Annotated in this window: 13 protein-coding genes; 6 read left to right on the forward strand and 7 right to left on the reverse strand. The window is 67.5% G+C overall.

Features of this window, described 5'->3' with window-relative positions:
• Window positions 1-3 precede the first annotated feature (3 nt).
• Together ASD86_RS23265 and ASD86_RS23270 are read right to left on the reverse strand one after the other, a co-directional pair.
• Entirely contained in the window at window positions 4-420 is a 417-nt protein-coding gene (locus ASD86_RS23265) for a hypothetical protein (protein WP_056116619.1), read from the reverse strand.
• Window positions 417-1559 carry an AAA family ATPase gene (locus tag ASD86_RS23270; RefSeq protein ID WP_056116621.1) on the reverse strand — a complete coding sequence of 381 codons (1143 nt, stop codon included), beginning with the start codon at window positions 1557-1559 and terminating at the stop codon, window positions 417-419. The genes ASD86_RS23265 and ASD86_RS23270 overlap by 4 nt, the downstream gene beginning before the upstream one ends.
• Before the next feature lie 262 nt (window positions 1560-1821).
• Between ASD86_RS23270 and ASD86_RS23275 the strand changes: the two genes are divergently transcribed.
• Genes ASD86_RS23275 through ASD86_RS27345 form a run of 3 tightly spaced genes read left to right on the forward strand, consistent with a single transcriptional unit; the run spans window position 1822 to window position 4588 of the window.
• Window positions 1822-3189 carry an ATP-binding protein gene (locus tag ASD86_RS23275; RefSeq protein ID WP_056116623.1) on the forward strand — a complete coding sequence of 456 codons (1368 nt, stop codon included), beginning with the start codon at window positions 1822-1824 and terminating at the stop codon, window positions 3187-3189.
• Complete coding sequence (locus ASD86_RS27340) at window positions 3189-3665, forward strand: hypothetical protein (protein ID WP_056116624.1); 477 nt, start codon at window positions 3189-3191, stop codon at window positions 3663-3665. Before ASD86_RS23275 ends, ASD86_RS27340 begins: the two co-directional genes overlap by 1 nt.
• Window positions 3662-4588 (forward strand): tetratricopeptide repeat protein, encoded by a 927-nt coding sequence (locus ASD86_RS27345; protein ID WP_056116626.1) that lies wholly within the window; start codon window positions 3662-3664, stop codon window positions 4586-4588. Before ASD86_RS27340 ends, ASD86_RS27345 begins: the two co-directional genes overlap by 4 nt.
• 10 nt (window positions 4589-4598) lie before the next feature.
• Here the strand turns inward: ASD86_RS27345 and ASD86_RS23290 are convergent, their stop codons facing one another.
• The 3 genes from ASD86_RS23290 to ASD86_RS23300 form a co-directional block, all read right to left on the reverse strand.
• The gene (locus ASD86_RS23290) at window positions 4599-4901 is read right to left on the reverse strand and encodes a hypothetical protein (RefSeq protein ID WP_157477065.1); all 303 of its coding nucleotides are present in this window, start codon (window positions 4899-4901) and stop codon (window positions 4599-4601) included.
• A 43-nt stretch (window positions 4902-4944) separates the two neighbouring features.
• A complete protein-coding gene (locus tag ASD86_RS23295) occupies window positions 4945-5673 on the reverse strand; it encodes a rhomboid family intramembrane serine protease (protein WP_082578658.1) in 729 nt (242 codons plus the stop codon).
• Window positions 5674-5765: 92 nt separating this feature from the next.
• Complete coding sequence (locus tag ASD86_RS23300) at window positions 5766-6146, reverse strand: MGMT family protein (protein ID WP_082578659.1); 381 nt, start codon at window positions 6144-6146, stop codon at window positions 5766-5768.
• Between ASD86_RS23300 and ASD86_RS23305 the strand changes: the two genes are divergently transcribed.
• The gene (locus tag ASD86_RS23305) at window positions 6145-6552 is read left to right on the forward strand and encodes a hypothetical protein (RefSeq protein ID WP_046656072.1); all 408 of its coding nucleotides are present in this window, start codon (window positions 6145-6147) and stop codon (window positions 6550-6552) included. The genes ASD86_RS23300 and ASD86_RS23305 overlap by 2 nt on opposite strands.
• 415 nt (window positions 6553-6967) lie before the next feature.
• On the opposite strand, the gene ASD86_RS23310 is transcribed toward ASD86_RS23305, so the two are convergent.
• Entirely contained in the window at window positions 6968-8095 is a 1128-nt protein-coding gene (locus ASD86_RS23310; RefSeq protein WP_056116634.1) for an inorganic phosphate transporter, read from the reverse strand.
• Between the two features lie 10 nt (window positions 8096-8105).
• Window positions 8106-8732 carry a DUF47 family protein gene (locus ASD86_RS23315; protein ID WP_056116636.1) on the reverse strand — a complete coding sequence of 209 codons (627 nt, stop codon included), beginning with the start codon at window positions 8730-8732 and terminating at the stop codon, window positions 8106-8108.
• A gap of 407 nt (window positions 8733-9139) precedes the next feature.
• Here ASD86_RS23315 and ASD86_RS23320 point away from each other — a divergent pair, with 407 nt between their 5' ends.
• Together ASD86_RS23320 and ASD86_RS23325 are read left to right on the forward strand one after the other, a co-directional pair.
• Window positions 9140-10480, forward strand: a complete 1341-nt coding sequence (locus ASD86_RS23320; protein ID WP_056116638.1) for a hemolysin family protein — start codon at window positions 9140-9142, stop codon at window positions 10478-10480.
• Window positions 10464-11159 carry an exopolysaccharide biosynthesis protein gene (locus tag ASD86_RS23325; protein ID WP_056116640.1) on the forward strand — a complete coding sequence of 232 codons (696 nt, stop codon included), beginning with the start codon at window positions 10464-10466 and terminating at the stop codon, window positions 11157-11159. The genes ASD86_RS23320 and ASD86_RS23325 overlap by 17 nt, the downstream gene beginning before the upstream one ends.
• The last annotated feature ends 201 nt before the right edge of the window (window positions 11160-11360 follow it).

Below are 11360 nucleotides of genomic sequence, written 5' to 3' on the forward strand. Positions count from 1 at the left end.
CGCTCAACCCCGCCAATGGCTGCGGATCTGCGCGATCAGCGCCGCCGTCGCCGGCAAGGCGCGATGCAGCGGCACGATTTGCGCCGGTTCGCGCAGCAGCAACAACGGCGACTGCGGATGCCGGCGCGCGATCGCGCGATGCAGCAGGTCCAGCGGCAAGTCGGGACGTTCCACCGTCGACAGCCACAGCGCCGGCGCATCGGCGCGCGGCGCGACATAGGCCACGCCCTCGCTCCACGGCAGCGATTGCGCCGCGCCGGTCACGATCACCACATCGTCGTTGGCGGTCAGCATCAGGCGCTCGCGCAAGGCCTCGTCCAGACGCTCAATCGCGTCCAGCAGCCCCCGCGCCGCCGCGCCGACCCCGACCGCGCCCTGCGGCGGCGGCGGATCGGCTTCGCTCCGCCAACCCCACTTCATGTCGGCGTCGCGACCCGTTCGATCAGCCGCGCGCGCTCGGCGGCGAGTTCGGGCGGCAGCGATTTCGCGTCGAAGTTCGCATCGATTTCGCGCAGCAGCGCTTCGGCGATGGTCGCTGTGCCCGGTGCGTCGGCGCCGGCCTGCAGGCAGCTGCGCGCGGCTTCGACCAGGCGCGCGGCGCGCGACACCGGCTGCAGCACCGCGTGTTCGACCGCGGCGCGCAGGGTCGGATTGGCCGCGGCCGACATCGAATCGCGCAGCACGTCCTGGGCGCTGGCCTGCGCCTCGCGGGTCGGCATGACGTAGAACAGCGGCCACAGATCGGCATCGGTCGCGGTGTCGCGGCCGGCCAGCACCGTGGCCGCGGCGATCAGGCGCTGGACCTTGACGATGCGGCGGTCCGACAGGCTCAGGCCGGCGCCGCGCAATTTACGGATCGCATCGGCGAGTAAGCCGCGCGCGTGGGTCAGATCGACCAGCGGCACGCGCCGGCTGAGTTCGTCGATGTCGGACAATTCGGTGCGATGCGCCAGCGGCGCGCGCTCGGACTGCCAGCCGCCTTCGAGCAAGGCTTCGAGCTGATGATCCGGCACCGGCTCGACGAACAGATGCAGCAGGAAACGATCGGCGAACGCGGCCAGCGATTCGTCGTCTGGCAAGGCATTGGCCGCGCCGACGCAGACCCGCAGCGGGCATTCGATCTGGGTGTGGCCGCGACGGAAACGGCGCTCGTTGAGCACGCCGAGCAAGGTGTTGAGGATCGCGGTCGAACCCAGGAACACTTCGTCGAGGAACGCGACCTCGGCCTCCGGCAGCATGCCGCTGACATCGGTCTCGACCACGCCCTCGCGCAGCCGGCGCAGGTCGACCGGGCCGAACAATTCCGACGGCTCGGTGAAACGGCCCAGCAGGTATTCGAAATAACGCCCGCCCAATGCGCTGGCGACGCGGCGCACGACCGCGCTCTTGGCGGTGCCGGGCGGGCCGAGGATCAGCAGATGCTCTTGCGCGACCGCGGCCAGCACGATCAGCTCGGCGAGTTGCTCGCGTTCGATCAGGCCGACGGTGGCCGAATGCACGGCATCGCGGACGCGGGCCGCGGCCTGCTGCGCGGCGGTGGGTTCGATCGGAAGAGTCATGGAGTGGACGGCCTGGATCCTTGGCGGCCCGCGCGAGGCGGACAACGGCGACGTGCGGACGGGACGCGGCGCGCGTTCGGCTTGCGACCGGCGCCACATTGCGCACTGTAGGCGCGCGCCCGCGCGTCCCGCAACCACGGCATGCGAGGATCGCGCGCGGCGCCGTCGCGACCGGCTCGGCGTTGACACATGAACGGCCTGTGCCGGCCGATTTTTCATTACCCTATCGGCTCGCGACACCGGCCAGGATCCCGCTCACGCCATGCCCGACACCTCTCTCGACGACCTGCTCGCCGCGCTCGCGGCCAGTCCGCAGAACCCGGCCCTGCGGATGCTGGTGGTCAACGCCTGCCTGGCCGAGGCCGATGCCGAGGCGCTGAGCCGCGCGATCGAACTGGCCGGCGACGATCTGCTCAGCGATCCGACCCAGCGCGACGCCGCCGTGCGCGTGCTGCTGCAATACGGTCGCGACGAACTGGTCGCCCGGATCGCCCCGGACGATTCCGCCGCCGCGCTGTTCGCGCTCGCCCGCCTGCGCCTGGCCGAAGGCGATCGCGACAGCGCGCGCGGGTTGTACCAGCAGGCGGTCGCGCTCAATCCGGCGTTGGAAGACGCCGCGCTCGCGAACGAACTGGCCGGCAAGGTGATTTCCTTCGCCAACGCCAAGCGTCAGCAGTCCGAAGGCCTGCGCCCCGGCGCGCAGGCCAGCCTGGCCAACGACGACACCGACGCCGACGACGTGACCCGGCTGTTGCAGCCGCCGCAGGCACGGATCGCGTTCGGCGACGTCGGCGGGCTCGACGAGGTCAAGCACCAGATCCGCCGCCGCATCATCACCCCGTTCCTCAAGCCCTCGCTGTTCGAGCGCTTCAAGCGCCGCTCCGGGGGCGGCATCTTGCTGTATGGCCCGCCCGGCTGCGGCAAGACCCTGCTCGCGCGCGCTACCGCCGGCGAATGCGGGGCGAAGTTCTACAACGTGGCGATCACCGACGTGCTCGACATGTATATCGGCGAATCCGAGCGCAAGCTGCACGCGATCTTCGAAACCGCGCGGCGCACCGCGCCGGCGGTGGTGTTCTTCGACGAAGTCGAGGCGATCGGCGGCAAGCGCCAGTATTCGCGCGAGGCGACGTCGGCCAAATTGGTCAGCCAGTTCTTGACCGAACTCGACGGCTTCGCCCAGAACAACCACGGCGTGCTGATCCTGGGCGCGACCAACGTGCCGTGGGCGGTCGACGCCGCGTTCCGCCGTCCCGGCCGCTTCGACCGCGTGCTGTTCGTGCCGCCGCCGGACGAAACCGCGCGGCGCTCGATCGTCGATCTGCTGCTGCGCGATCGCCCGCTCGGCGAGGGCATCGATGCGGGCGAACTGGCGCGGCTGACCTCGGGGTTTTCCGGCGCCGACCTGCGCAACCTGGTCGAGACCGCGATCGACGAAGCGATCGAGGATTCGATCGAACAGGGCCGCGAAACCCCGTTGACCATGACCCACCTGCGCGCCGCGCTCAAGGACACGCGCTCGACCACGCTGGAATGGCTGACCACCGCGCGCAATCACGCGCGCTATGCCAACCAGGGCGGCCAGTACGACGAGGTGCTGGATTTCCTCAAGCGCCACGGAGGCGGCTGATGGCGGCCCTGCCCTATCGCCTGCCGGACGAACCGCGGCCGTCCGGGCTGTCGCGTTACGCGGTCGATCCCTTATGGCCGTTGCTGACGCTGATGCTTGCCGGCGGCGGCTTCGGCCTGGCCTGGTTCGCGTTCAACAGCGCCGCGCTCGGCAGTCCGACCCGCGGCCGCGAATGGGCCTGCGTCGCGCTGAGCGTGTTCGGCACCGTCGCGCTGGTGTTCACGATCGGCGTGCTGCTGGGCAGCGGTTGGCTGCGGCCCGAGCATCAGGCCTACGCGTTCTTGTCGTTGTTGCTGCTCAAGGTCGGCGTGGCCTATGCGCTGTATCTGATGCAGCAACGCTGTTTCGAAATCTTCGAGCACTACGGCGGCGAGCCGCGCAACGGCATGCCGCTGATGATCCTGCTCGCCGTGGTCGGCCGCGGCGCGCTCGACATGACCGGCTGGCCGCTGATGCTGCGGTTGGTGCTGCAATGAGCCGCCACGATCATTTTTACCGCATGGCCGAGCGTTATTACGCCAACGGCCAGATCGACGACGCCATCGGCATGCTGCTGCAGGCGCTCGGCGAAGACCCGGACCAATCCGATGCGCATGCGTTCCTGTCGCTGTGCCTGATCAAGCGCCAGCGCCTGCACGCGGCCGAACTGGAAGCCGCGCGCGCGCTCGAACTCGAACCCGAATCGCCGTTCGCCCACCTCGCCGCCGCGATCGCGGCGATCGCGCGGCGCAATCTGAAACAGGCGCAGGCGCATCTGGACTCGGCGCGCGAACTGCAACCCGACTCGGCCGCGATCGCCGACGCCTACGCCCGCCTGTACCTGGCCTGGGGCCGCGACGCGCAGGCGCTGGAGGAAGCGCGACGCGCCTGCGAACTCGACCCGGACGATCCCGATTACCCGGCCCTGCTCGCCTCGCTGGAGCTGCGTCGCGGCGATCGCGCGCGCGCCGAAGCTTTGGCGCGCGACGTGCTGCGCGGCCATCCCGAACACGTCGAGGCCTTGTGCGTGCTAGGTCACTGCGAACTCGCCGCCGGCCGCACCGACAGCGCGCGCGATCACGCCGCCTGGGCCTTGCAGATCGATCCGATGGACGGCGAAGCGCTGACCCTGATGGCCGCGGTCAAGGCGCGGCGCAGCTGGCTGCTGGGCCTGTGGTGGCGTTTCCAGAGTTTCGTCAGCGCCGGCTCGCGCACCCGCGCGGTGGTGCTGCTGATCGGCATGTTCCTGATCTACCGCATCGCCCTGATCGCGCTTCCGCAGAACGGCCTGCCGCAGTGGACCGGTCCGCTTTCGTATGCGTGGCTGCTGTTCTGCGCCTATACCTGGATCGCGCCGAGTCTGTTCTGGCGGTCGGTCAAGAAGGAACTGGAACAGGTGAAGCTGCGGCCGGGTTTTTAAGTCCGCGAGCTCAGACTCGGCGCATCACACTGGCGCGAACAGTCGGATCGAATCGGAGCTCGTCCACGGCGATGACGTCGGCGGCAGCAACATCGCCGATCGTGCCCGTATCGAAAACGGCCCGTGCGGCCTCAAGTTCGTTGCCAACGAACTTGACCCGGAAGAACGGCGGATATTCGTCGGCGTCATCGTCGAACTGCGAATCCAGCAGCCAAAAACCATCATCGTTGTTGCCCGCGAGCGCCCATCGCGGGACATCGCAGAAATCAGCGTAAACAACGATAGACAACCACGTCGTAACGGGCATCTTCACTGAAGTCGCTCCAACATGAGACCGTTGCGGCCGGGCAAAGGCCTTACTTCACCACCCGCAGCTTGGACGCCTTTCTGCGCTCGCGCAGTTCCCGCATCCGCGCATCGCGGCGGGCGGCGTCGCTGTTACCGCCACCGCCGTTCTTCGGCGGGTACTTGCGCCAATAGCGGATCACCATCCAGCCCACGATCATCCCGCCCAGATGGGCGAAATGGGCCACGCCGGTGCCGGTGGTGAACACGCCGTAGAACACCGACGCCAGCGCGTAGATGATCACCAGGGTGCGCGCCTTGAGCACGATCGGGAACGGCAGCAAGGTCACGCGGCGATTGGGAAACAACACGCCGTACGCAAGCAGCAAGCCATAGATCGCGCCGGATGCGCCCAGGGTCAGATACAGCTGGCCCTCGTAGATCGCGATCGAGGCGAACAGCAACTGCAGCAACGCCGAACCGATCAGGCAGACGAAGTAATAGATCGCGTAACGGCGCGCGCCCCAGTGATATTCCAGCGACGCGCCGAACATCACCAGCGCGAGCATGTTGAACACCAGGTGGCCGATGCCGCCGTGCATGAAACCCGAGGTCAGCAACTGCCACGGCATGAAGCCCGGGCCGTCGACTTCGAACTGCGACGGCACCCACGGCCACAGCTCGAACCACAACGGCCAGGCGCGGGTGGACTCGCTCAGGCCCAGCAGCGATTGCAGGACGAATACGACGACATTGGCGATCAACAGTCGGCGGGTGATCGACGGGATACTGGAAAACATCGCGACTCCTCGGGGCGGGCGCTATGGTAGCCGCGAGCGCGCCGCGAGGACGTGAGCGCCGCGTGCAAGCCGCGCGCCCGCGCAGGAGGCGTTCAGTCCTCCGGCGGACCCCAGATCTGCGCGTCGATGGTCGGCGCCGCGCGCTGGCCGCGGACCCGGCCGTTTTCGACCGTCACCCCTTCCGCGCGCAGCCGTTGGCATTGCTCGCGATAGCCCTTGGAGCCTTCCGGCAGCGCGATCCGGCCGTCCGAGCGCAATACCCGGTGCCAGGGCAGCTTGGGGTCGTCGTTTTCGCTGAGCAGGCGCGCGACCAGGCGCGCGCGGCCGGGCAGTCCGGCGCGGCGCGCGACCTCGCCGTAACCGGCGACCTCGCCCTTGGGAATGGCGCGGATCGCGGCGCGGATGCGTTTGGCGGCAGTTTCGCTGTCCATCGCGGTAGCATATGCGCTGCAACGCGCAGGAGTCGCCCCCATGCAATTCGAACAAATCCGCCATCAACTGACCCGGGCCGGGTTCCACCTCACCGTTCACGACGAGAGCGTGATCTGCATCGAGCTGTCGCTCGAACAGGGCACCCGCCATCAGGCCTTGTTCCTGTCCGAGATCGAGGACGACGACGGCCGTGCGTTCCTGCGCGTAAGCACCGCGGTCGCCCCGACCACCGGCCTGGACGCGCGCCGCGCGCTGGCCTTCAACTGGGAAAGCCACGTCGGTTATCTGGCGATCGGCGACCTCGACGGCGTGCCGTACCTGCAACTGTGCGAGAACCGTCCGCTGGAAACCCTGGACGCGGCCGAGGTGCAGCGCCTGGTGATGGAGATCGGCGGCGTGGGCGATCGGATGGAGCGGGTGCTGTCGGCTAATGGGGATCTGTTGTAAGCGGATCGGAATCTGCTTTAAGCGGATGTGCTGAGTCTTGGGTTTGCGGGGCTTGGTTATGTCCGGGACGGTTTTGGTCCTAGGGATTAGTGCAAGTCGCATCGACGACATGCGACATCAATCCAGGCGCATCTAAGCAACAACCGCGCCCCCTCCCGACCGTCATTCCCGCGAAGGCGGGAATGACGATCTGAAAGATGGCGCTGAAGTCTCTGGATCCCCGCCTTCGCGGGGATGACGACCTGAAAGATCGCGCTGAAGTCTGTGGATGTTCGGCTTCGCTGAAGTAAAGCGGAGCCCGCCTACGCGGCAATGACGACTCGGAAGGCCGCGCCTGCCATGACACCCAAACAAAAGGCCCGCATGCGCGGGCCTTTTGCGTACCGTTAACGACCTGCGGCCAACACCGCCGCGATCAAATCCACCCCAAAAACCGCATCAATTCAAACAACCCATAAGCGATACCACCCGCGGCCGGAATCGTCAGGATCCACGCCCAGATCATCTTCTCGACCACGGTCCACTTGATCGAGTTGAAACGCTTGGCCGTGCCCACGCCCATGATCGCGGCGGAGATGTTGTGGGTGGTCGAAACCGGGATACCCAACGAGGAGGCGAACATGATCACCGTCGCGGCGCTGGTCTCGGCGGCGAAGCCGTGGATCGGGTGCAGCTTGACCAGCTTGTGACCCAGAGTCTTGATGATGCGCCAGCCGCCCGCGGCGGTGCCGGCGGCCATGACCACCGCGCAGGTCAGCTTGATCCAGGTGTCGATGTCGTTGTTGGCGATCGCTTCGGGCGAAGGATGCAGGAACGCCAGCCACGCCGGCAGGTTGTCCAGGGTGCCGGCGGCCTGCGCGCTGATCAGGGCCAGGGCGATGATGCCCATGGTCTTCTGCGCATCGTTCATGCCGTGGGCGAAGCCCATGCCGGCGGCGCTGAGCAGCTGCGCCTTGCCGAAGAAACCGTTGACCCAGCGCGGCCGCGCCAGCCGGCGCAGCACGCCGCCGCTGCGCGCCATGAATGAGATCAGCGCGAACAACACGCCCATCACCAGGAAACCGGCGGCGAAGCCGAGCACCGGGGATGTGAACATCGGCACGATCACCTTCCACAGCACGCCGGCGCTCTTCCAGATCGGCTCGGCCGGATGCGACCAGACCACCGCGTGCCAGTTGTTCGACGAGGCCGCGACCGCCGCGCCGCACAGGCCGCCGATCAGGGCGTGCGAGGACGAGGACGGCAGGCCCAGCCACCAGGTGATCAGGTTCCAGATGATGCCGCCGAGCAGCGCGCACAGCAGCAGCTGCGAACCGACCTCGACCACGCCGGCGTCGATCAGGCCCGAGGCGATGGTCTTGGCCACCGCGGTGCCCCACAGCGCGCCGATCAGGTTGGTCGAGGCGGCCAGGATCACCGCCTGCATCGGCGACAGCACCTTGGTCGCGACCACGGTGGCGATCGAATTGGCGGTGTCGTGGAAGCCGTTGACGTATTCGAAGATCAGCGCGGCCAGCACTACCACGATGACGAGCGTAAGCATCGCGCGCGCCTCAGGAGTTTTTCAGGACGATCTGGTAGGCGACCACGCCGGCCTCGCGGCAGCGGTCGATCGCCTTTTCCAGGATCTCGAAGAACTCCTTCAGCAAGAACATCTGCAGGTTGTCGAGTTGGCCGGAATAGATGTCGCGGTACAGCTCCAGCATGAGGCGGTCGGCCTCGTTCTCCAGCGCGCGCAGCTGGTCGTTGAGCGCCTTCATCGGTTCCAGCTTGAGATGGCGCAGCTGGTGGACCATCTTGACCACGACCTCGGCGGCCTGCTCCAGCATCGCCGCGCGCGGCGCGAAGTCGATGTGTTCCAGGTGGCGGGTGGCCAGCGAATAGCGGTCGGCGAACTTCTCGACCTGCTTGGGGATCTTGTACAGCGCGGTGCTCAGCGACTCGATGTCCTCGCGCTCGATCGGGGTGATGAAGCTGTCGACCAGCTCCTGGCTGATCTTGTCGGACGCCTCGCGCTCGCGCTGGCGGGCGAGCTTGAACGCGTCCAGCGCGGGCTGGCGGTCGGCGGCCTTGAGCATGGCGTGCAGGGCCTTGGTGCTGTCGTGGGCGGCGACGGCGGCCTCCTCGAGCAGGGTATAGAACTGGTTGCCTTGGCCGAAAATGGTCTGCAGGGAAAACATGCTGGAAAGCCTCTGGGCCGTAAGCCGCTGATTTGCCGGCCGCGCCGGTGGGTGTTCTGGCGCCGGCTGGGCCGGCACGGGTTTGCGGGCGCGATTATGACCGTTTGACGACGCCGCGCCCACCTTGGCCTGTCCGGACGGCCGGCGCGCTTCGCAAAAACGCCGTCGCGGGCCGATCCGCGCGCCACCGGCGCCCGGTCCGGTCCGGCCGCTTTCACGAAGAGGCGTCGTGAATGCCTGCTAAGATCGGCCCCGGTCCGGCTCCGGCCATGCCGCCTTTCCCTACCGTTTCCCCCGCAACCCATGGACGACGACCCAAAACCGCGACCCAGCCGGCACTTCCCGGCCCGTTCCGCCCGCAATGCGCGCTCCTTCCGTGAACCCACCGGCCACAGGAGGCATTGCCGATGCTGGAACTACTGATCGTCATGGCCCTGATCGTCCTCAACGCTTTCTTCGCGATGTCGGAGATGGCGCTGATGACCTCGCGCAAGCTGCGCCTGAAGCAGATGGCCGAGAACCCGACCCACCCCAGCCGCGGCGCCCGCATGGCCCTGCAACTGGCCGAACACCCCGACAACCTGCTGTCGACCGTGCAGGTCGGCATCACCGCGATCGGCGTGCTGACCGGCACCTTCGGCGGCGAGTCGATCGGCCTGGCGATCGCCGGCTGGATCGGCGGCATCTTCCCGGGGGCGGCCGAGTACGCGCGCACCATCGGCATCGGCACCGCGGTCACCCTGATCACCGCCGCCAGCGTGATCTTCGGCGAGCTGATCCCCAAGCGGCTGGCCCTGACCAACCCGGAAAAGATCGCCAGTTCGGTGGCGATCGTGCTGGCCGGCCTCGCCCGCTTCGCCAAGCCGGTGGTCGCCACACTGGGCGCGATCAATCGCTTGGTGCTGCGGCTGCTCGGGATCAAGGACGATGCGCGTAGCGAGATCAGCGAAGAAGAGATCCGTCTGTTGGTGAGCGAAAGCCACGAGCAGGGCGTGATCGACGCCGACGAACGCAAGATGATGAACCGCGTGCTGAGTTTGGGCGACCGCACCACCGACAGTCTGATGACGCCGCGCACCCGCATCACCTGGCTCGACGCCAGCGCTTCGATCGAGGACAACCTCGCGGCGATGCGCGAATCGCCGTTCTCGCGCTTCCCGGTCTACCGCGGCAGCGATCAGGACGTGCTCGGCGTGCTCGAGGCCAAGTCGCTGCTGCGCAACCTGGGCGTGGGCAATCTGCCGGACCTGTTCGGCCAGTTGACCGAAGCCTTGTTCGTGTCCGAATCCACCCACGCGCTCAAGCTGCTGGAAATCTTCCGCGAGGAACAGCAGTCGCTGGCGCTGGTGGTCGACGAATACGGCGACGTGACCGGTTTGATCACCGTCAACGACCTGATGGGCGCGGTGATAGGCCGGGTCCAGACCGCCGAGTCCGACGACCAGGCCGGGCCGGTGGTGCAGCGCGAAGACGGCTCGTATCTGATCGACGGCGCGCTGCCGGTGGAAGAACTGCGCGAAGTGATCGGCGGCGGACGCCTGCCGAACGAGGACGAGCACGACTTCCATACCGTGGCCGGCATGGTGATCGCCCACTTCGGCCGGATTCCGCATGTGGGCGAATACTTCGCCTGGCATGGCTGGCGGATCGAGGTGATCGATCTGGACGGCCCGCGCATCGACAAGCTGCTGCTGCAGCGGCACCTGCCCAAGCCCGCCGAGTCCACCGACGATGACGGCAGCGGCTGACCGCGGGCCGGACGGCGGCAAGCGTGGCGGCGATCGCGACGGCGCGCGTCGCCGCGACGTCCACGAGGCCGGTACCCGCGCCTTGCTCGACGCCATCGTCGCCGGCGATCCGGACGAGGTGGTCAAGTTCGGGGATGTGTTCAACGGCCTGGGCAACCGCTCGTTCGGCATGCTGCTGTTCGTCTCCACCCTGCCCGCCTTCATCCCGATCCCGGGCGTCGGCGGCGCGATCAGCGGCCCGCTGGTGGTGCTGGTCGGTCTGCAACTGCTGATCGGCCTGCGCCGGCCGTGGCTGCCGGGCTTCATCGCCCGGCGCGGCCCGCATCGCAGCGCGATGGCCAGGTTCCGCAATCTGCTGGCGCCATGGCTGACCCGGCTGGAGCGTTTCGTCAGCCCGCGCGCGACCGCGCTGCTCGATCATCGCGCCGCCAATGCCTTTACCGGTTTGTTGCTGGTGCTGCTCGGCATCCTGTTGTCGCTGCCGATCCCGTTCACCAATTTCCTGTTCGGCGCGCTGCTGCTGTTGTTCGCGTTCGCGCTGCTGGAACGCGACGGCAAGCTGATGGGCATCGCCTGGGTCGCCGGGGTGATCGCGGTGGCGGTGTTCGGGGTGCTGTCGGGCAGCCTGGCGCAGGCGGCGGCGGAGTGGATTGCGTTGTTGCGGGCTAAGTTGGGCTGACTCGCGGGCGCCTTACGCCGCGTCTTCGCTTTTGCTCGTCATTCCCGCGAAGGCGGGAATCCAGGGCTTCACCGCGACATGACTCTGAAGTCTCTGGATTCCCGCCTTCGCGGGAATGACGAGCAAAAGCAAAAAGCGCTGGTGCGGGACGCAAGCGGAACCGAACGCCATCGATCAACACAGTGATGAGTAGAGAACAGT

The organism is Lysobacter sp. Root690, from assembly GCF_001427785.1.
Lineage (GTDB): Bacteria > Pseudomonadota > Gammaproteobacteria > Xanthomonadales > Xanthomonadaceae > Lysobacter.

Excerpts from the sequence above, each read along its gene's own strand:
- ASD86_RS23300 (WP_082578659.1), bottom strand. The coding sequence starts at position 6,146 with ATGGGGGCGACTCCTGCGCGTTGCAGCGCATATGCTACCGCGATGGAC.
- ASD86_RS23265 (WP_056116619.1), bottom strand. The coding sequence starts at position 420 with ATGAAGTGGGGTTGGCGGAGCGAAGCCGATCCGCCGCCGCCGCAGGGC.
- ASD86_RS23305 (WP_046656072.1), top strand. The coding sequence starts at position 6,145 with ATGCAATTCGAACAAATCCGCCATCAACTGACCCGGGCCGGGTTCCAC.
- ASD86_RS23310 (WP_056116634.1), bottom strand. The coding sequence starts at position 8,095 with ATGCTTACGCTCGTCATCGTGGTAGTGCTGGCCGCGCTGATCTTCGAA.
- ASD86_RS23325 (WP_056116640.1), top strand. The coding sequence starts at position 10,464 with ATGACGGCAGCGGCTGACCGCGGGCCGGACGGCGGCAAGCGTGGCGGC.
- ASD86_RS23315 (WP_056116636.1), bottom strand. The coding sequence starts at position 8,732 with ATGTTTTCCCTGCAGACCATTTTCGGCCAAGGCAACCAGTTCTATACC.
- ASD86_RS27345 (WP_056116626.1), top strand. The coding sequence starts at position 3,662 with ATGAGCCGCCACGATCATTTTTACCGCATGGCCGAGCGTTATTACGCC.
- ASD86_RS27340 (WP_056116624.1), top strand. The coding sequence starts at position 3,189 with ATGGCGGCCCTGCCCTATCGCCTGCCGGACGAACCGCGGCCGTCCGGG.
- ASD86_RS23320 (WP_056116638.1), top strand. The coding sequence starts at position 9,140 with ATGCTGGAACTACTGATCGTCATGGCCCTGATCGTCCTCAACGCTTTC.
- ASD86_RS23275 (WP_056116623.1), top strand. The coding sequence starts at position 1,822 with ATGCCCGACACCTCTCTCGACGACCTGCTCGCCGCGCTCGCGGCCAGT.
- ASD86_RS23295 (WP_082578658.1), bottom strand. The coding sequence starts at position 5,673 with ATGTTTTCCAGTATCCCGTCGATCACCCGCCGACTGTTGATCGCCAAT.
- ASD86_RS23270 (WP_056116621.1), bottom strand. The coding sequence starts at position 1,559 with ATGACTCTTCCGATCGAACCCACCGCCGCGCAGCAGGCCGCGGCCCGC.